Below are 19601 nucleotides of genomic sequence, written 5' to 3'. Positions count from 1 at the left end.
AACTATTGATTATTTTTATGATAATTCGGGGAATAGAGTGTATAAGTGCTATTATAAGGATGGCGTATATACAAAAACTTGGTATGTAAAAGATGCTCAAGGTAATACGCTAGCTGTTTACGGTAATAAACCAACGGAACCATCTAGTATATATTGGAACGAACAACATTTATATGGTAGTACAAGATTGGGGATGTGGACACCTTCTTTGTTGATGTCAGCTTCAATAAATAGTAGCACGGTTTGGAGTACTGATGGGCTAAAACTTTATGAATTATCTAACCATTTGGGAAATGTCTTAGTTGTTATCTCGAATAAGGCTTTACCACAAGGTTCTCCAATGACCCATAACTTGGCTGAGTTAAAAAGCGTTCAAGATTATTATCCTTTTGGAATGATGATGCCAGGTCGTAAATTTGCTAATAATTATCGTTATGGGTTTAATGGGCAAGAGAAATCGACAGAGGTAGGAGAGAACAATTACACTGCTCAGTTCTGGGAATATGATAGTAGGATAGGAAGGAGATGGAATGTTGACCCTGTTGTATTTTCCGATTTAAGCCCCTATTCGGTATTCGACAATAAGCCAATCATACTTAATGATCCTAATGGTGACTGCCCAACTTGCAAAGGAGGAAATGAAACATATGTAATTGGGACTAAGGTAGGAAACAAAGATGGCAAATGGGAATATCTAGGAGATCACCGTTGGAAAACTATTGAACTTAATCTTGGTAATTCGACTCCTGACTTCAAAGAATACTATAATAATGCAGGTGGAGCCGCTACTGTTGATCAGGTAGGTAATGATATTTATATAGGTAAATTACGTGCATATAACGATAATTTCGCCAGAGGCATTTATGGATCTAATGCTGATGGTACGGTTGCAGTTCCGATCAGTATTACAAATAGGTTGAGAAATGAAGCAAATGCTGAGGCTTTTAATGCATTCAAAACATCATACGCAGTTAACACTTCTGGAATAGATCCAAGTTCAATAAGCTTCATGTTTAATCCTTTAGCTAGAGTTAACTATTATAGTAGTAGAGCTAGAGCGGTGACAAGTTATGAAGATGGGAGCGATTTATTATCGGATGTTGCACTTGAGGTTGGAATAAGTTGGGCTGCTCAAATATCCATGATCAAAAATACTCCTGCGTTAAAGGTCGAACGTATCTATAATCAGAAGAATGGGCAATTTAACGGGTTACATATTTCAGGAGGAGGTTTTGAAGAAGGTATTGGCATAAAACTACTTAGGAATAAAAATGGACGAGTAAATGGATTTTCCATATCTAAGGGCACTGATTATGGATCTAAACCGCGATTTGATTTTCATACTTTGGACCGCGCTTCGGCTAAAGAACGTAAACTAACAATTCCTCGTATAGCAAGAAAGTTTGAAATTCCTTTACCACATTATCATACAGGGAAGGGAAATAGTTTGAGATATCATAGACCCTTGGAAGTAGACCGATTGGGTCAAAGAAAATGGTAAAAAAAATGGATGAGCGATTTTTTTTTAAAGTTTATTTAAATGCTTTGGAGAATGCATTGAAAAATGACCATCATAATTATGGGTATTTAGTTAAATCCCCGGACTTTTACATGGATTCAGAAACAATGCACGAAATTGATAGGTTCATCGAAGAAGCATTGCCTAATAGGGAATTTATTGATTTTGTTGAAGAATACTTCGATGCAAAATCACATAACTTTCCGGATGTAGGTAAAATGGATATTGATGATGCTAGAAAGTATATAATTGATGAAATAGGCAAGCTTAAAATGAAATATGCCTTGTGAATTAATTTTACGGAGGGATATGAGAATATTTATTCGCAGTGTCCCGAATTTTAGGTTGAATATACTATTCAATTTATTAATGATTTTTTAGTTTGATCCTTCAGATAATTTAACAGTTAAAAGGACTTAATCTTTTAACCCTAGTTCAAAGATTAAGTCCTTTTAGTTCATTATTATTTGTAAGCATGTCTAGCTTTAGCTTCATGTAGAAACATATCTAGAAGTTTAAAAGCATCCGTTTTATTCTGGTCATTTAGTTTTGAGTATCCATAATCCGCTTCAGGATGGTCTGATCCAGAAGTAAGTCGGTATTACCAACCAGGTAGTCCAAAGAAATTCCCAGCGCAGCCACAATATTAGCTGCAATCTCAATGGATGGTTTACCTCATCCTGTTCATATCTCCTAATGACGGCACCATGTACTCCTACTTTTTTAGCTATCTTTTTGAATTGGTTTAATACAAAAACAATGGATATTCATAATTCTCCCAAATCAATAATAGACCAAATGTAAAATATGAAGGATGGAAGTACGGTGTTGTTCTGGGTTATAAGGGGCTTGGCAATTTAGGGCATAATTTCAATGTTGTAAAGCAAAATGGAGTTGTTATGTTTTTGGATTTTCAGCGGACGAAAGGTAGTCGAGTAATGAATCCTAATACTCTCATGAAAGAGGGTGAATATAAACAACTATGGTTTCACAATACAATTGAAAGGAATAAGATTATGTTGTCACTAATAGATGCTAAAGGAATTACAAGTCAATTTTTAATTGAGTAATCAGAGAAAAGTAAGATTAATTTGATAATACTTGATGATGAAACGATTGAATTTGAATTGGGCTGGACGTTTTTCTATCAATCTAAAGAATTTATTGAATCAGGAGATATGATGAAGATGCTAGGTGGAAATAGCCCAATCATTATCGATAATTGTAATGGTAGATTAACGATTACTGGGACAGCATATTCTACTTAAGAATATTGAAAAATATTTGAAAGATTCTCAAGTGCTTTAATCCAGCATAATCTTTCTGAATGAAATCCTTAAACTTAGTAGGCATAACGTCGATAATCTGGTACAGTGCTTGCCTGTCTTCGTCTTCAAGTTGTTCAATTTATCGAAGCTTATCGGCGAAGGTTTGGAATAGATACTATTTTTTGGGATTTATCATTGTTATCCGCTGCAGTTACAAGTATAAGAGCACTTGACGAGACTATTAAAAGTTTAGATTGGGTATATGATATTTAAATAACAAGTAAAATAAAGGATATTGTTTAAAGTTTTCAGAGGGGAAATTTTTGAAATTAGCCATAGTTACATATACCGATTCAAAACCAATTGAATTTTGGTATTTATGATTTAGCATTCCCCCAACCACTTATCCCCACTGCCACCCCATTGCAGCATAAACCCCCATATTACAGCGAATATTTAGTTAACCAATTGCACGCCAAGGTTTTTACGCAGAGATTCTAATTGGTAGCTATTATTTAGTTAACCAATTGCACACCAAGGTTTTTACGCAGAGATTCTAATTGGTAGCTATTCCATACACAACATGCCGAAAAACCAATCCAGGCTTTCTAAACGCTTACATATGAAAAAAAGGAAGCTCACCCTTGCGAAACTCAGTTTCGAAAAATCAGTTGTTGCTGTGCTCAATAAAGCCCAACAAAGCGAACTCCACGGCGGAACTTCTGGTGATACACACGGCAGTGTTTGTATTACGTACTACCAAACTTGCGAATCAGTGCCTTACACGCAGTTCAAATGCTTTAAATGCGCTGTGTAAGTAAAGATGTTATTGCAGCTTCACGTTAAAAACGCAATTGTAGGTTGAAAGGAATGTTGCATTGATCGAAGCGATACTTCGACTTTACAACTGTACGATGCTTTCAATAGTAGCTGCAAAAATGTAAAAAGGTGGTGTGCCTGGTGCTGAATAGCCAGTAGGTGCTACGCAGGTACCTGCAAAACTTAACAGTATACAGGCCACTGTTTGTTATTACTGCTGCGTGTAAATATACTTTCATCTTAAATTGTACTTTCAGACCAAGCAACTATTGAATATTTTTATGATAATTTAGGGAATCGAGTGTATAAGCGCTATTATAAGGATGGCGCATATGTAAAAACTTGGTATGTGAAAGATGCTCAAGGTAATACGCTAGCTGTTTACGGTAATAGGCCAACTGAACCATCTAGTATATATTGGAACGAACAACATTTATATGGTAGTACAAGATTGGGGATGTGGACACCTTCTTTGTTGATGTCAGCTTCAATAAATAGTAGCACGGTTTGGAGTACTGATGGGCTAAAACTGTATGAATTATGAAACCATTTGGGAAATGTCTTAGTTGTTATCTCGAATAAGGCTCTACCACAAGGTTCTCCAATGACCCATGACTTGGCTGAGTTAAAAAACATTCAAGATTATTATCCTTTTGGAATGATAATGCCAGGTCGTAAATTTGCTAGTAATTATCGTTATGGGTTTAATGGGAAGGAGAATGATAATGATGTGAAGGGTGAAGGGAATCAGATAGACTACGGCATGCGTATATATGACCCACGGATAGGTAAGTTCTTATCTGTAGATCCGTTACAGAAAAAATATCCTGATTTAACACCATTTCAGTTTGCGGGAAACAATCCAATAGCAGGTATCGACCTTGATGGTCGAGAGTTTGAATGGTTCATGGCAGAATTTTTAGAGAAGAAAATTTTTGGAACTACTGCGTTAAAGAAGTTTAGTAAAGATGTAGCAAAAGGAGCAATTCAACGAGCAAAAGAAAGTGTAGAGAATTTGCAGAATATTCCTAGTGTGCTTAAAGAGTTCTTTTCTGATAGGGACTTTGGTCGAACTACTATTGCAGATCCTAATATAGGAAACGGACAACTGGAGCGTCAAATTATGACTTCAGTTAAGACAGGGGTAGCAATAGTAAAAGAATATGTAGAATTAATAGATAAGGCTGCTCATGGAGATGGTGAAGCTGTTGGCGCTTTAGGGTTTGAAGCTGTAATGCTCTTTTCCCTGAAGAAAAAGCAGGTTTGTTTGCTAAAGGAGGTACCATAAAGATATTAGAAGGAACTGGGGAGCTTTTAGTTGATGTTAAGATGGGGAAAATAGATGGCTTCTTTATGAAAAATGATCAAAAGGTTATTTTTGATGCAGACTTTAAAGTGAAAGGAAAAAGCATTGAGTTATCTAAAGTAGGGATATATGCTGAAGATGGCTTCAATACAACAAGGGCACAGGGAGCAGTTGGTCCAGCTATCTTTAGGGATCTATTATCTGAATTTGAAAGTTTATTAAAAAAAGATGGCTTTGAGCAAGGTAAAATAAAATTTGAACGGGTAAGACCGGAAGGTTCGGAACTTCCCAATAGTAAACCTAGAGAAATTAATTTAAACTTAAAAAAGGATCAGAAACCGAAATAAATTTTGATAATACTTTATGAATATACATCCAAGAATAAAAGAGTTTTATGAATATTTAGTAACGCTTAATATTGCGGCTTTAACAAAACAAGACCTTTTATTGAAATTAAAGGAAAAGGGGGCTACACCAACAGAGGCGGCAATTACACTATATCAAGGGTTTGATATTCCTTTGGAAGAATCTGAAGATATAATGGGAGAATTGCAATTATTCCCTCAAGAAGAAATTGCGGAAATAGCTATTCAGACTTTGGAATACCTATACTATGATGGAAATGACGATTAAAAGTATAAGTTATTGTAAATACAAAATGATAAAACCCGGTCGACGACCGGGTTTTATCATTTTAATATAGCTTGTAATTTAGATTTAGCAAGGAAAACATCCAGGATAGAGTAAACGAACTCTTTATCTTTATCGGGAAGGTCATTAATCTCATTATGGCGCTTCATCATTTTAGGATCTTTAAGTATGTTGGTATCGTTCGCCTCACCGAGCAAAAAGCCAACAGTTGTATCCAGGGCATCCGCCAGTTTTCTCACAGCATCAATAAAAGGAAGCATCTCATCATGCTCATATCGGTCAATAACAGTATGCGCCGCTCTCAGTTTTTTAGCCAGTTCCTGTTGTTGAAAGCCCAGGGCTTTTCTTAATTTTTACCTAAAGCAACCATGTTTTGTATCTTATAAGGTTTAAAAACACCCTTAATAACGAATGTATTGCAAAAATGTAATAGAAATTCAGTATTTCTGTTTCTGGATAGTTCCTTTTAAGGGAGTAAGACAAGAATAGATTCTGTGATATGGTGTTTTTACTATATTAATATGAATAAATTTTAGGATCGGTGTTTTAGAAAAGTATGCTAGTATCATTCGTGTTAAGGACAGTTAATATATTTTGACTTATTAAAAAGGTGGAGCATTTTTAGTATATACTACCCCTTCCTAATTTGTTACATTTCTATTCTCAACCATAAATGCTAAACCATTTATCCCCACTGTCACCCCATTGCAGCATAAACCCCCATATTACAGCGAATATTTAGTTAACCAATTGCTCCCAAGGTTTTTACGCAGAGATTCTAATTGGTAGCTATTCCATACAAAACACGCCGAAAACCCAGCCCAAAGGCTTTCTAAACGCTCACATATGAAAAAAAGAAAACTTTCCCTTGCGAAACTCAGTTTCGAAAAATCTATCGTTGCTGTGCTCAGCAAAGCACAACAAAGCGAACTCCACGGCGGAACTTCTGGTGATACGCACGGAAGTGTTTGTATTACTTATTACCAAACTTGCGAATCAGTGCCTTATACACAGTATAAGTGCTTCAAATGCGCTGTGTAAGTAATCGTTCCACGTCCACATGCTAAAGCGCAATTGCATGAAGAAAAAGAAACTGCTTTTGTCGAAGCTCAATTTCGACAAAAGCGTTCTTGCAGTTCTATCAATATATACAACAATATCTAAAAGGCGGTGAACCGGGTACTTTGCAAACAGTAGGTGCTACAAGCGCATTTAATTGCGAAATGATCCCATATACAGGTCACCGTTATTATTTCTGTTTAGCGTAAATGTACTTTCATCTTAAACCCACTTTACATGAAAAAGAAAAAACTCCAGTTATCGAAGCTCAACTTCGATAAAGCGGTGATTGCTGTGCTGAACCAACAAGCGCAAGACGCCATTGTTGGAGGGGCTGCTACTATGACTACCCGCTGTCAAACAGAGCCACAAACTTGCCAGACGATCCATTACACAGAACGTTTGTGTGTATTCTGCGCAAGCCCAACTGAACCTTGATTCCTTCTATCCTAAACTTTACAGCATGAAAAAGAAAAAACTCCAACTCTCGAAGTTACCCATCGAGAAGAATGTAGTCGCCACATTGAATGTAACCGAGCTAAGCCAGTTATTAGGTGGAGCGGTTACCAACTTAGCTGCTTGCTTAACACGCGCCGAAACTTGCGAAACTAGGCCCTACACGCAAATGACTTGCGTAAAATGCCCTGATTGATCGCTTCTATAATTCCTCATCCCACAAATACGCTTTTGTATGAAAAAGAAAAAATTACAACTCGCGAAGTTAACATTCGATAAGAATGTGGTTGCCGTGTTGAACGAACAAGAAATGACGGCATTACTTGGTGGCGCCGCTACCAATAATACGTTGTGTGCCACACAACCCGTTACTTGCCAAACAATTCCATATACGCAAATGAATTGCAGGAAGTGTATCGATTAACCCCATCTATCAAACTAGTAAACGCAATTGTATGAAAAAGAAAAAGATTCAATTATCGAAACTGAACTTCGATAAAAACACTGTCGCAGTGTTAAGTACACAGCAATCTGGCAATGTTGTTGGAGGAGCTGCTACCAATGGAACCGGTTGCGCAACAGAACCTATTACTTGTGTAACCATTCCATACACCAAACGCCAATGTGCTTTCTGTGCCGATTGATCCCCTTCTCACCTATAAACCTATAGTTTCAATGAAAAAGAAAAAAGTAACATTAGCAAAACTCAACTTCGACAAGTCTGTAGTGGCTGTTTTAAACGTGACTGAACTTCAACAAGTAAAAGGTGGTATCGATACCATCAACGGTACACGTTGTGCTACTCGTGTTGAAACTTGTAACACATTCCCTTACACAGAAGAAGCTTGCGTATTCTGTTAAAAAAAACATTCTATCACAACCCAAATCTGAACAAACATGAAGAAGAAAAAACTCCAATTAGCAAAATTGAACTTTGAAAAGGCAACATTGGCCATTTTGAATCCATCAGACCAACAACAAGTTAAAGGTGGACTCGATACCATCAATGGTCGTTGTTACACAAGAGCAGCCAGCTGCGAAACAATTCCCTATACGCAAATGATGTGCATCTTGTGCTAACCTGGTCATCGCTATAATTTTTCATTATGAAAAAGAGAAAACTGCAACTATCCAAACTCAGTTTCGAAAAAACGGTGGTGGCTCTTTTAAGCACGCAGGATCAAGCCAAGCTACAGGGCGGAACATTGGTAACGATAACCGACTGTCATACTTGGATGCAGTCGTGTGAAACGGTACCCGTGACCGATATGTACTGCAAGATTTGTCTTGATCCGCTTACTAAAACGCTCTAAATCGCTTCTATATGAAAAAGAAAAAGATTCAGCTTTCAAAACTCAACTTCGAAAAATCTGTCATTGCCCAGTTGAACCCAATTCAGCAGTCTGATCTAAAAGGTGGCGCCGCAACTGTAAACTCGTTGTGTAGAACAACGTATTACCAAACATGCGAATCGTATCCTTTCACAGAAGATTTCTGCGTGCGTTGCAATACAGGCGCAAATTAAGTAGCATGAAAAAGAAGAAATTAACGCTCCAAAAGCTCAGCTTCGAAAAGTCGGTGGTAGCACAATTGAGCGTTACCCAGCAAGGTAATGTGAAAGGTGGGGTTGATACCATTCAATCTCGTTGCCAAACATATTACCAAACTTGTGAATCTACGCCGTATACAGAAAAAGATTACTGTGTGCGCTGTAACACAAACACGTTAACTGTTTAATACTTTCAAATTCATCAACATGAAAAAGAAGAAATTAGCCTTACGCAAATTAAGTTTCGAAAAAACAGTAGTAGCCGATTTAAATAAATCTGAACAAGCGAATGTTCAAGGTGGTATTGCCACTTTCGGTACACGCTGCGAAACGTACTACGAAACTTGTCAAACGATCCCATACACGCAAATGCATTGCGTGCCTTGCTTGGCAGGTACATTATAATAGCGCTTTTTATTCTTTCACTTATAACTAGCATCCTCATGAAAAAGAAAAAAATCAATTTAAGTAAGCTCAGTTTTGAAAAAACTGTGGTGGCCGATTTAAACAAGGCACAACAATTCTCCGTAAAAGGTGGTGAGCCTGCAACTTTGCAGATTCCTCAATGCCAAACACGCTGGTTGCCTTGCGAAACGAAGCCCGCAGATTGATGGCATTTGTAAACAATTGTAGGATGATCAACATGTAAAATATTCGCTGCGCAACGGATACTTGCATGCCGGAAAAACACTCCTCGGCATTGTTTGTACAGAGTAGGAGTGCCATTTTATTGAATCCACAAATTGTTTATTATGAAAAAGAAAAAACTTGCATTGAGCAAAAAATTGAACTTGTCAAAATCTACTGTTGCTGAACTTACGCCTGCACAACAAGGCGCTGTTAACGGCGGTATTTCTGGTACTATTCTTTGCACAACCACTGAAACAATGACTTCTATGTGCTTGGCTACAAAACCAAGACCTAACCAAGCTTGTTGCCAGATTTGGTAATCGATGTAGGAGATATTTCCAATTTTGCTGCACAACCGGTTTCATCGCCGGTTGTGTTTTTTTAATGGGCAGTAGTAGCCGGTTTAGATAGCGTGAGCAAATAGATCGTGAGTAAAATGAAGCCTGTTCCCAACCAATCGATCCACCCAAAAGGCGTACTCAACCACAATACGCCGATTACTGTCGCCGCCAGCGGTTCTGCTGAAGCCAGTAAACTACTCGTTTGCGGACCAATTAACCGAACGGCCGTCATGAATAAATAGAATGCTAATAATGTAGCGAAGAGAATGATAAATAAGGTAGCCCCGTAAGCATATACATCCCATGTACCACTTACATCCCAGGGATGCTGCACAAAGCTGAATACCACGCCGCCAATCAACATACCCCAACCAATAATGATGTAAGCTTTGAACTTATGAATTAACTGTACAGGCTGCAAAGTATAGAAAGCAAGCGCCACGGCTGCTAGTATGCCCAAACCCAAAGCAAGCGGGGAAATCGATAAAGTGTTGAAGCTGCCGTGGGTAACGAGTAAAAATGTACCCACAACAGCGAGCAACACAGCTATAAATTCTACAACTCTCGGCCAACGACGATTACGCATTGCCAAGTAGAGGGTAATGAATACCGGCCCGATATATTGCAAAACCGTAGCTGTAGCAGCATTGCTGTGTTTAATGGTGATGAAGTACGTATATTGAACTGCCATCATCCCAAACACACCAAATATCAATAGCTGAACGGCATCGCGCTTCTCGCGCCAAGTATTCCATAAGCATGGTTCGCGTTTCACGAACCCAATCATCAACAACAACAAACCCGCACTTAACATTCGGACCGTTACCAGCCACTCTGGACTAATACCTCTTTGCTCAAATAAGAATTGGCAACAAGTGCCCGATACACCCCACAGAAATGCTGCTACCAGGGCGTACATAAATCCTTTCCAACGCTGTTGTTGTGGATGCATGTGAATGTTCCGTTATAAATTTTGTCCGAATTGGGTAACAAATGTACCTTTATATTGGTATCTACAAAAGAGCCATTATGTAAAATTGTGTGGTGCCATTATTATTATGCCGAAAACAACGCCAGATATTGCTTTAACGTTTATTAAGTTACGTTCTTCCTTATCGAAGCCCCTCTATATGCAACTATACGAGCAACTCCGCGATGGCGTGCTGAACGGTATGCTAAAACTAGGCGATCGCTTACCGGCATCACGGGCGTTGGCCAAGGATTTACAAGTCTCCAGGAATACTGTCAACCTCGCCTATGAACAATTGTGCTTGGAAGGGTATTTCAATAGTAAAACCGGTGCCGGCACCTATGTATGCGAGCAGGGCGATGAATTGGTACCCAAGAAAAACAGGGATACACTCACTACGCCTACGGTTACAAAACAGTTTCAACCTAAGATCAATGTACGTCCTTGGGAAAAGTATATCGAGTTTGATACGGACTACGAACCTTTTCAACCCTTCCGAATTGCTTTGCCCAGCCTAGAATATTTCCCATTCGATACCTGGTCGCGCTTAACTAGCAATGTCTACAAGGAAATTCATCGATACCATTTAGGGTATGATAGTGGACAAGGCTACGAGCCCTTACGCGCTGCTATTGCCAGCCATCTTCGCATTAACCGCTCTATTCAATGTGACGCCAGCCAAGTGGTGATTGTGAACGGTTCCCGGCAAGGACTCCATTTATGCATGGAGCTGTTTATGCAACCCGGCATGGAATGTTGGATGGAAGATCCAGGTTACTCCAGTGTGAAAGCCGCCATGCTGCGCTTTGGTGGTAAGATATGCCCCGTGCCTATTAGCGAAAATGGCTTAGATATTCAATATGCCGTAGAGCATTACCCCGAAGCGAAGTTAGCTTACGTAACACCTTCTCATCAATTCCCACTGGGTATTACAATGCCTTTATTGGAAAGAATGAAGCTACTACGCCACGCCGAAAAGAAGGGGATGCTGATTATTGAAGATGATTATGATTCGGAATTCCGGTATAACGGCCGCCCATTCCCTGCGCTGAAAGGTTTAGATACCCAAGGCCACGTAGTGTACATTGGTACCTTCAGTAAAGTACTCTTCCCCGCACTCCGTATCGGGTACGTAGTTATGCCCCATAAAGAAATGGCCCACGAGCTAACAAAAATAAAAGCGGTTACCGACCGCCAATCGCCCGTTATAGAGCAAGCAGTATTAGCTGCTTTTATAGAACAAGGGCATTTCGCCCGCCATTTACGGAAGATGCGCATCTTGTATAAAAAGCATCAAGATGAGTTGATCGACTTATTTACAAAGCACTTAGGCGACCGGGTAGAGATTCATGCCAATGATGCCGGTATGCATTTCGTGTTGCGAATAGTGCAGAAGAAGGATCTACAAAAGATCAAGAAGCACCTCCATGGATCGGGTGTTATGCTGCGCCCCTTAGATGATTTTGCTTTGATGCATAAAGATGAACATGCTTTCTTAATTGGGTTTACAGGGCTTACATCTAAAGTAATGGAGAAGGCCGTACTAAAAATCAAGGATGTCTTATTATGATTATTTAGTATATTGAATACGCATTCTTCATCAATTTAACCTACAAATATGAGTAAAAAGCGCGTAGACGTATCCCGCATTTACGGTAAAATAAAAATCGTAGATAGCTTCCCCGATTACAAAGTAAAACGAGTGGATAGCTTTGCCGATCTTCACGTACAAATCGTTAGCAGCTTCCCCGATAAACCGGGTAAATGGAAGTATGTCGACAGCTTCCCAGATTTTAAAATCCAGTTTGTCGACTCCTTCGCCGACTTTACCATTAAGTTTGTAGATAGCTTCCCCGGTGTACCAAACGGTAAAAGCAAAGACAACGGCAAGAAAGATAAAAATAAAAAGAACGACGACCTAGCCAAAGACATTCTAGCGTTCTTATTCAAATAATTCGAGCCACCCTTCCCCGGGTGGTTTTTTATTGCCGCTAATCAATTTTACGCCCTTAGCGTATACAAGCAATCTTTGTTTTAGGTAATATTGCGGGACAGCAACCAATTTTTAAACGCGCACATGGTAGGAGAGGATTCCGCGTATATTAACGACGAAACGCTTTTGCAGCAAGTATCTGCGGGCAACGAGCAAGCATTTACCACCTTGTATTGGCGGTATAGCGGCGCGTTGTATAAGAACTTCTTGAAAATGGTGAAGGATGAATTGCTGGCAGAAGAATTGTTGCAAGATCTATTCGCTAAAATCTGGCAGAAGCGCGAAAGCCTACAAATCAATAGCGACTTTAAAGGGTATTTATACCGGATGGGGTACAACATGGTAATGGACTTCTACCGCAAGCTCCAACGCGATCAAACGCTCCTCAACCACTTTAAACAAGTAGCCACCGAAAACTACCACCACATCGAAGAAATCTTCAACCTAAAAGATAGCCAAGCCTTATTGTCGAATGCCTTAACAGCGCTATCGCCACAACAACGGAAAGTGTTTGAACTGTGCCGCTTGGAAGGAAAAACGTACAAAGAAGCCGCAGAAATCCTAGGAATTTCGGTACATACCGTGAAAGAATACTTCGTAAAAGCCAATTTATCTGTACGCACCTACTTGTTGCAGCACGTAGATATTTCTATTGGTTTAATGATGATTTATATTATCCATCATTCATTGTCGTAAACAATTTTACTGCCCAATAAAAAATATTTTTATGCCTACCCCCCCGGTAGGCTTCTTTCATTCGTCTTCAAAAAAAAGGAACCGTGGAGCCAACGAATCGATACGCCTATTTATATCGCAAACTCATGGATAATGATTGTTCACCAAGCGAGGTGGATGAATTGTTATTATGGTTGACAACCGGTGATGCGGAACCCCAAGTAGCAGACATGATCATGGAGGAACTGGATGCTCCTCTGCCCAATAATGAACTCGACGAAGCTACCAAGCTACGGCTGGAAGCTCGTTTGAACGCCATTCTTGGTCATGCCCCTAGCAAGGTTTCGCGTATCCGGCCAGTATATTGGCGATTGGCCGCCGCGGCTGTTATCACGTTATTAATAAGTGTAGGCCTGCTGTATTATAATTCATCCAATCCTTCATCCTCCCCAACAATTACAACAGCAGAAAATGACGTACAAGCAGGTTCTACAGGTGCCATTCTTACATTAAGCAACCAGCAACAAATTGTGCTCGACAGTGCCGGGAATGGTGTTATTACATCGCAAAATGGTTCAGTCGTATCGATGAATAGCGGCCAATTATTGTACACACCGGTTGATGCCCAGGCGGGCGAAGTGGTATATAATACCATCACCACCCCCAAAGGGAAACAGTTTTCACTGGTATTACCCGATGGTACAAAAGTATGGTTGAACGCGGCCAGTAGGATAACTTACCCTACTTCGTTCCAAAAAACGTATAGGCAGGTCGACGTAAGTGGTGAAGTGTACTTTGAAGTAGCACAAAATTCCCAGCAACCATTTAAAGTACAATCTTCCGACGGGCTCATAGAAGTACTGGGTACGGCCTTTAACGTAAACACCTTTAAAGATGATGGCATCATGCGTACCACCTTGGTAAATGGTGCGGTGAAAGTATCTACTGCTACGAAAGAAAGCATTGTACTGAAACCCGGCCAGCAAGCAGCCATTAACCGCTCGAACATTCGCCTCGTAGAACAAGTGAACATCGATAAAGTGGTAGCATGGAAAAACGGCTATTTCAATTTCAACGGCCTCTCCTTACCGGAAGCCATGCAGCAACTAGCGCGTTGGTACGATATAGAAGTAGTGTATGAAAAGGGCATCCCGAATATCCAGTTCTACGGTGAAATTAGTAGAGATGTAAGCTTGAAAGGTTTATTACAAGGCTTAGAAGGTGCAGGTGTTCATTTCAGAATAGAAAACGGCAAAAAATTAATTGTATATCCGTAAGCAAGTATTTATGCAATAATGTTCAATGCAAGGCATCAAAAAACCGGTAATGGGTCGAAGCATTACCGGTGAATAGTATGACCGATTTATTTACTCGAGAAGCAAATTTTATCAACCAAACCAATGCAATGTATGCAAAAAACTGCTGATTGGTTCAGGATGGCTATGCCTATTACGAAAATAAGCAAGCCTCGAACCGCAACCAGGATCATGTGGGCGAAAACATCGTGTGCAGTAGCGAGTTTTCGCCGGAAGCACTCTTTTATTGTAATGGCCATGAGAATGACATTTATTTTATTGCTGGTAGCTTTTTTACAAGTGAGCGCCAACGGTTTTGCACAAACTGTTACGTTTAGTGGGAAAAATATCCCCCTACAGCAAGTATTTACCGCCATCAAACAACAAACCGGCTTCGCCGTATTTGGCAACAATGAATTGTTCCAACACGCGAAAACTATCAGCATTCAAGCCGATAAAATGCCGCTGCATAATTTCCTCGATAAAGTATTCGAAGCACAACCGCTTACATACCATATCGATGGGAAAACGATTTTCATTCATTCTAAAACACCCATTCCCAGTAATAAAGTTGTTGCTGAACCTGCTGCAACAACAGTGGAACAAGGTTTTGAAATAACAGGGCGCATATACAACACGCGTAACGAACCTTTACCTTATGCTTCTGTGCAAGTAAAAGGCACAAAACTTGGTGCACTTACCGATACGAAAGGTGCTTTTGTGTTGAAGAATGTTAAGGTGGGTGATGTGTTGGTGGTGTCATATATAGGTTGCATTACCAAAGAAGCAACTATTACAGAGGATAAGGAATACTTCTTCCAATTAGCAGATACGAAGAATCAACTCGACCAAGTAATTATTCAAGGGTACGGTACTACCACAAAGCGCAGTTCTACTGGTAACATTGCAAAGGTAACGGGTGAAGAAATTGCCCGCCAAAATGTAATGAACCCATTAATGGCCCTGCAAGGTAAAGTACCCGGTTTAGTTATTACGCCTACCACGGGTTATTCCAGCGGTACTATGCGGGTAGAATTGCGTGGCCGTAAAACCATTAGCGATGCCTTTGTAAGCGACCCCCTGTATATTATCGATGGTGTGCCCATTACAACGCTCGAATTATCCGGGGCCAATTACCAATCGGGTTCGGCCGGTGTTTTACAAGCTGGTTTTGGTGGCGTAGGTGGAGGCCAAAGTCCATTTTTTAGCCTCGACCCTACAGAAATTGAAAGTATTGAAGTATTGAAAGATGCCGATGCTACAGCTATTTACGGGTCGCGTGGTGCCAGTGGTGTTATTCTTATTACAACAAAACGCGCCAACTTAAAAAGCGGTTCCGGCTTTACGGCTAATATTCAAACTGGGATGAGAACGGTAACGCGTTATATGAAAATGATGTCGACGCAAGATTTCTTACAGATGCGTAAACAAGCTTTCGCGAACGACGGTATGACTCCCAATGCCGACAATGCCCCCGATTTAATGATGTGGGACTCTACGAGGAATGTTAATTGGCAAAAGGAATTATATGGTAACAGGGGCAAATCCACCCAAGCAAATGTGGCCTTTACAGGCGGTAACCAAATTGCACAATTCCGTGTAAGCGGGCAATACAGCAAAGAGGTAGATATTCTTTCTGCTAAAGGTGCCAACGAACGAGCCGGTGTAGCGATGAATGTGAACCATACCTCGTATAATAATAAGTTTAGAATGAACATGGGGGTGAACTATTCTTTAACGAAAACAGATTCACGCCCTAATCCCGATGCCGTTAACTACGCACCTAATGCGCCCAGTATTTATAATGAAGTTGGTGCGTTGAACTTCGCTGCATGGCCGGCTTCTATTAATCAAACATCTTTCCCTTTCTACACCTTGGAAATGATGTCGGAAGCACGCACTGTATTCTTGAAAGCAGATATGACGGCCGATTATAACTTAATGAAAGGCTTGAACGTTAAGGCCAATATAGGCTACAATTCTTTTAATACCGATCACTTCTACGGCTTCCCAATGCGGGCGCAGAACCCTTTATATAACCCAACTGGGATGGCCATGACGGGTTATACTAATATTACAAACGTGGTGATTGAACCACAAATAACCTACCGCCGGTATTTCGGGAAAAGTAACCTGCAAGTATTATTCGGCGCTTCGTACCAATCGAATGTTACAAAGGGTATCAATACAATTGGTATGGGCTTTAGTTCCGACGATTTTATTGAATCGGTTAACATGGCACAAATGCAAATGGCTACCCCGGTATTTGGCCAGTACAAGTATGCCGCGATGTTTGGTCGTATTTCTTATGATTACGACAATAAGTATTTCCTGAACTTGAATGGTCGCCGTGATGGGTCTTCACGTTTTGGTAAAGACAATCAATTCGGGAATTTTGGCTCTGTGGGTTTGGCTTGGATTGCTACAGAAGAACCGTGGGTGAAAAGCTTTTTACCCAAAGCTATTTCGATGATTAAATTAAGGAGTAGCTATGGTTTAACGGGTAGTGATAACGTGGGCGATTATAAATACTTATCGCAATGGACAAGCACGGTAGGTTCGTACCAACTATATCCTTACGATACTAAAACGCCGTTGGTGAACTTATTGGCCGTGAATCCTAACTACCGCTGGCAAGTGAATAAGAAGTTTGAAGCTGCATTGTCATTGGGTTTCTTGCAGGATAAATTAAGTGCCGATTTCATTTACTATAACGAACGTTGCAATAACCAATTAACTAGTTTTCCAACAGGCATCTATACCGGTTTCAATTCGGTGGTAGCCAACTGGCCTGCTAATATCGAGAACAAGGGTTTTGATGTATTAGTGAATGCAACATTGATGGACCGTGATCAATTCCGTTGGTCGGCCTACTTCAACATCAATTTTAATACGAATAAATTATTGGCGTACCCTGGGTTTGAGAATTCTCCATACTATGCAAAACTCAAAATTGGCAAGTCGTTGAATGAATTGTATTTATTAAAGTACACAGGTGTAGATCCCAAAACAGGTGAATATTCCTTCCAACTTAAAGATAAAAACCTGCTTACAATCGATCAAAGCATTCCGGCCGGTACAGGTGCCGATGATCGCATTAGTTCAATCGATTTATCGCCGAAGTATTCCGGTGGCTTTGGTAGCAGTGTTACATGGAAAAATTGGGATATGCATGTAGCATTTAATTACCGTCGCCAATACCAAGTAAATGCCTATTTCCCTATGAATACAGCCGGGGCGGGTAATAATTTACCGGCTGAAATGGTGGGCAATGTTTGGGAGAAAGAGGGCGATATAAAGAAGTATGCGAAATATCATGCTACCGAACAACCCATGTATGCCAACTTCAGGGTGTCGGATGGATATTATTTTGATACGAAGTTTGTGCGGTTGAATAACGTAGCGATCGGTTATAAAATGCCAGGTAGTTTGATGAAACAAACGAAGTTGAAAAGTTGCCGCCTATTTGTGCAATTGCAAAACATGTTCGTATTAACGAATTACAACGGCATCGACCCAGAAATTACATCGATGACAGCATTGCCGCCGGCGAAATCATTCACAGCGGGCATTAATCTTCAATTCTAAAAGCAAGGTGTATGAAAAGTTATTATCGTTACTGTATATTATTTAGCTTAGGGGTGTGGATGATGTTGCACACCGGTTGTAAGAAATTACTAGAAATAGATGAACCTAAATCGAGCATCACCGGTGAAAAGGTTTTTAATTATAATGAACAGGCCGAAGCAGCGATGGATGGTGTGTATTCACGCCTTATAAATGGCGTCAACCAGAATTGGGCCACCAGTGGTATTCAACAAGGATTTGCTGCCGGTATGTATAACGTTATTACCGGTTTGTCGGCCGATGAATATACGGGTGACCCTGCATTGTTGGGGAATTATTATCCTTACAACCAAAACAAGGTATCGCAGGAACTTGGTTCCTCAACAGCAATGGTTATTTGGGAAAGTGCTTATGTATGTATTAATGGTACCAATGCTATTTTAGAAGGAATTGCTGCATCCAAATCTTCCAAGTTAACAGCTGCTACACGCACACGATTGAACGGTGAGGCTTATTTCTTAAGAGCATATGCTCATTTTCAATTGTTGAACGTTTTTGGAGATGTGCCCTTGGTGCTTACGACCAACTTCAACGTTACGCGTTCTATGCCTAGAACACCCATGCAGCAAGTATACCAACAAATTGAACAAGATTTGTTACAAGCAGAAAACTTGCTGGATGTTCAATATAATTCTCCTACCAAAGAAAGAATACGTCCTAATAAATTCGCCGCGAAAGCATTGTTAGCACGTTTGTATTTGTACAAGAAGGAGTACGCAAAGGCTGCCCAATATGCAGGCGAGGTAATCGCTGAAAAAGCATTCTACAATTTATCGGGTAATTTGAATGATGTGTTTTTGAAAAATAGTACCGATGCTATTTGGCAATTGAAACAAACCAATGCTTTGGCCGGCCAAAATAATGCCGTACCCGAAGTGGTATCTACTACACCCAATGCTGGGGGCTTGTTATTAGTAGCCTTATCCGGTGGTTTACATGATACCTTCGAACCCAACGATGCAAGAAAGCAACATTGGGTAGGCGAAACCTCCTACCTCGGTCAACACTATTGGTACAACCTAAAGTATAAAGTTACCATACCGCTATCTGTTCCATCGGGCGATATCCAAGAGTATTATATGCAGGCCCGGTTAAGTGAACAATATCTCATTCGTGCCGAAGCGTTACTGCTAGGCACAAATGATAAAGAAGGAGCGTTGTCGATGCTGGCGCCTATTCGTGCGCGTGCCGGCCTTACTACACCTGCTGCTGCAAGTGTAAGTAATGACGAGGTGGTGGCATTGATTATGCATGAACGCCAAGTGGAGTTATTTGGTGAAGGGCATCGTTGGCTCGACCTCCGTAGAACCAACCAAGCCACAGCTGTATTATCTAAAATTCCCCTCAAGCAACCTTGGAAGGGCGACGACCAGCTCTTGTACCCAGTTCCTGCTTCAGAAATATTAACTAATCCAAACCTAAAACAGAACAAGGGCTACTAAC

At 40.3% G+C, this 19601-nt stretch carries 27 protein-coding genes and 1 pseudogene; 26 read left to right on the top strand and 2 right to left on the bottom strand.

Going from position 1 to position 19601, the window contains the following annotated elements; translation table 11 throughout:
- Positions 1-37 precede the first annotated feature (37 nt).
- From LX64_RS06975 to LX64_RS06940, 7 genes are all read left to right on the top strand, one after another.
- Positions 38-1501, top strand: a complete 1464-nt coding sequence (locus tag LX64_RS06975; RefSeq protein ID WP_111596884.1) for an RHS repeat domain-containing protein — start codon at positions 38-40, stop codon at positions 1499-1501.
- A 5-nt stretch (positions 1502-1506) separates the two neighbouring features.
- Entirely contained in the window at positions 1507-1809 is a 303-nt protein-coding gene (locus tag LX64_RS06970; protein WP_148707225.1) for a hypothetical protein, read from the top strand.
- A gap of 801 nt (positions 1810-2610) precedes the next feature.
- Positions 2611-2787, top strand: coding sequence for a YrhB domain-containing protein (locus LX64_RS26465; protein WP_211324755.1), 177 nt, complete (start codon positions 2611-2613; stop codon positions 2785-2787).
- A gap of 622 nt (positions 2788-3409) precedes the next feature.
- Positions 3410-3604 carry a class I lanthipeptide gene (locus LX64_RS06955; protein WP_148707224.1) on the top strand — a complete coding sequence of 65 codons (195 nt, stop codon included), beginning with the start codon at positions 3410-3412 and terminating at the stop codon, positions 3602-3604.
- Positions 3605-4156: 552 nt separating this feature from the next.
- Positions 4157-4894 carry an RHS repeat domain-containing protein gene (locus tag LX64_RS06950; protein WP_148707223.1) on the top strand — a complete coding sequence of 246 codons (738 nt, stop codon included), beginning with the start codon at positions 4157-4159 and terminating at the stop codon, positions 4892-4894.
- Positions 4870-5259: a hypothetical protein gene (locus tag LX64_RS06945; RefSeq protein ID WP_111596879.1), complete on the top strand. Its 390-nt coding sequence runs from the start codon at positions 4870-4872 to the stop codon at positions 5257-5259. Before LX64_RS06950 ends, LX64_RS06945 begins: the two co-directional genes overlap by 25 nt.
- A 16-nt stretch (positions 5260-5275) precedes the next feature.
- A complete protein-coding gene (locus LX64_RS06940; RefSeq protein WP_111596878.1) occupies positions 5276-5545 on the top strand; it encodes a hypothetical protein in 270 nt (89 codons plus the stop codon).
- Between the two features lie 56 nt (positions 5546-5601).
- Here LX64_RS06940 and LX64_RS06935 read toward each other — a convergent pair.
- Positions 5602-5904 (bottom strand): annotated as a pseudogene (locus LX64_RS06935) (helix-turn-helix domain-containing protein); the annotation flags it as partial.
- Between the two features lie 505 nt (positions 5905-6409).
- On the opposite strand from LX64_RS06935, the gene LX64_RS06930 reads away from it, so the two are divergent.
- The 13 genes from LX64_RS06930 to LX64_RS06880 all read left to right on the top strand — a co-directional run bounded on the left by LX64_RS06930 (position 6410) and on the right by LX64_RS06880 (position 9577).
- Entirely contained in the window at positions 6410-6604 is a 195-nt protein-coding gene (locus tag LX64_RS06930) for a class I lanthipeptide (protein WP_111596876.1), read from the top strand.
- A 255-nt stretch (positions 6605-6859) separates the two neighbouring features.
- Positions 6860-7060: a class I lanthipeptide gene (locus LX64_RS06925; RefSeq protein ID WP_111596875.1), complete on the top strand. Its 201-nt coding sequence runs from the start codon at positions 6860-6862 to the stop codon at positions 7058-7060.
- Between the two features lie 25 nt (positions 7061-7085).
- The gene (locus LX64_RS06920; protein ID WP_111596874.1) at positions 7086-7274 is read left to right on the top strand and encodes a class I lanthipeptide; all 189 of its coding nucleotides are present in this window, start codon (positions 7086-7088) and stop codon (positions 7272-7274) included.
- 39 nt (positions 7275-7313) lie between these two features.
- Positions 7314-7502, top strand: a complete 189-nt coding sequence (locus tag LX64_RS06915) for a class I lanthipeptide (protein ID WP_111596873.1) — start codon at positions 7314-7316, stop codon at positions 7500-7502.
- A 31-nt stretch (positions 7503-7533) separates the two neighbouring features.
- Entirely contained in the window at positions 7534-7722 is a 189-nt protein-coding gene (locus tag LX64_RS06910) for a class I lanthipeptide (protein ID WP_111596872.1), read from the top strand.
- 31 nt (positions 7723-7753) lie between these two features.
- Positions 7754-7939, top strand: a complete 186-nt coding sequence (locus LX64_RS06905) for a class I lanthipeptide (protein WP_111596871.1) — start codon at positions 7754-7756, stop codon at positions 7937-7939.
- 36 nt (positions 7940-7975) lie between these two features.
- The gene (locus LX64_RS06900; protein ID WP_111596870.1) at positions 7976-8158 is read left to right on the top strand and encodes a class I lanthipeptide; all 183 of its coding nucleotides are present in this window, start codon (positions 7976-7978) and stop codon (positions 8156-8158) included.
- 26 nt (positions 8159-8184) lie between these two features.
- Positions 8185-8391 (top strand): class I lanthipeptide, encoded by a 207-nt coding sequence (locus LX64_RS26460; RefSeq protein ID WP_111596869.1) that lies wholly within the window; start codon positions 8185-8187, stop codon positions 8389-8391.
- 11 nt (positions 8392-8402) lie between these two features.
- On the top strand, positions 8403-8603 hold the full coding sequence (locus LX64_RS25815) for a class I lanthipeptide (protein ID WP_148707222.1): 201 nt from the start codon (positions 8403-8405) through the stop codon (positions 8601-8603).
- 5 nt (positions 8604-8608) lie between these two features.
- A complete protein-coding gene (locus tag LX64_RS06890) occupies positions 8609-8815 on the top strand; it encodes a class I lanthipeptide (protein WP_111596868.1) in 207 nt (68 codons plus the stop codon).
- Positions 8816-8834: 19 nt separating this feature from the next.
- A complete protein-coding gene (locus LX64_RS06885) occupies positions 8835-9032 on the top strand; it encodes a class I lanthipeptide (protein ID WP_111596867.1) in 198 nt (65 codons plus the stop codon).
- 38 nt (positions 9033-9070) lie between these two features.
- The gene (locus LX64_RS25990; protein WP_158538560.1) at positions 9071-9238 is read left to right on the top strand and encodes a class I lanthipeptide; all 168 of its coding nucleotides are present in this window, start codon (positions 9071-9073) and stop codon (positions 9236-9238) included.
- 141 nt (positions 9239-9379) lie between these two features.
- Positions 9380-9577, top strand: a complete 198-nt coding sequence (locus LX64_RS06880) for a class I lanthipeptide (RefSeq protein ID WP_111596866.1) — start codon at positions 9380-9382, stop codon at positions 9575-9577.
- Positions 9578-9638: 61 nt separating this feature from the next.
- On the opposite strand, the gene LX64_RS06875 is transcribed toward LX64_RS06880, so the two are convergent.
- Entirely contained in the window at positions 9639-10550 is a 912-nt protein-coding gene (locus tag LX64_RS06875; RefSeq protein WP_111596865.1) for an EamA family transporter, read from the bottom strand.
- A gap of 106 nt (positions 10551-10656) precedes the next feature.
- Here LX64_RS06875 and pdxR point away from each other — a divergent pair, with 106 nt between their 5' ends.
- From pdxR to LX64_RS06845, 6 genes are all read left to right on the top strand, one after another.
- Positions 10657-12138 (top strand): MocR-like pyridoxine biosynthesis transcription factor PdxR, encoded by a 1482-nt coding sequence (gene pdxR, locus LX64_RS06870; RefSeq protein ID WP_158538559.1) that lies wholly within the window; start codon positions 10657-10659, stop codon positions 12136-12138.
- Positions 12139-12186: 48 nt separating this feature from the next.
- Complete coding sequence (locus tag LX64_RS06865) at positions 12187-12522, top strand: hypothetical protein (RefSeq protein ID WP_211324754.1); 336 nt, start codon at positions 12187-12189, stop codon at positions 12520-12522.
- 123 nt (positions 12523-12645) lie between these two features.
- On the top strand, positions 12646-13257 hold the full coding sequence (locus tag LX64_RS06860) for an RNA polymerase sigma factor (protein WP_111596863.1): 612 nt from the start codon (positions 12646-12648) through the stop codon (positions 13255-13257).
- Positions 13258-13382: 125 nt separating this feature from the next.
- A complete protein-coding gene (locus tag LX64_RS06855; RefSeq protein ID WP_111596862.1) occupies positions 13383-14513 on the top strand; it encodes a FecR family protein in 1131 nt (376 codons plus the stop codon).
- Positions 14514-14645: 132 nt separating this feature from the next.
- Complete coding sequence (locus LX64_RS06850; protein WP_158538558.1) at positions 14646-18119, top strand: SusC/RagA family TonB-linked outer membrane protein; 3474 nt, start codon at positions 14646-14648, stop codon at positions 18117-18119.
- A gap of 11 nt (positions 18120-18130) precedes the next feature.
- On the top strand, positions 18131-19600 hold the full coding sequence (locus LX64_RS06845; RefSeq protein ID WP_111596860.1) for a RagB/SusD family nutrient uptake outer membrane protein: 1470 nt from the start codon (positions 18131-18133) through the stop codon (positions 19598-19600).
- Position 19601 lies beyond the last annotated feature (1 nt).

Source organism: Chitinophaga skermanii (assembly GCF_003259335.1).
GTDB lineage: Bacteria > Bacteroidota > Bacteroidia > Chitinophagales > Chitinophagaceae > Chitinophaga > Chitinophaga skermanii.
Note: the sequence above shows the minus strand (reverse complement) of the source record. Positions and strands in the feature narration are given on the sequence as shown.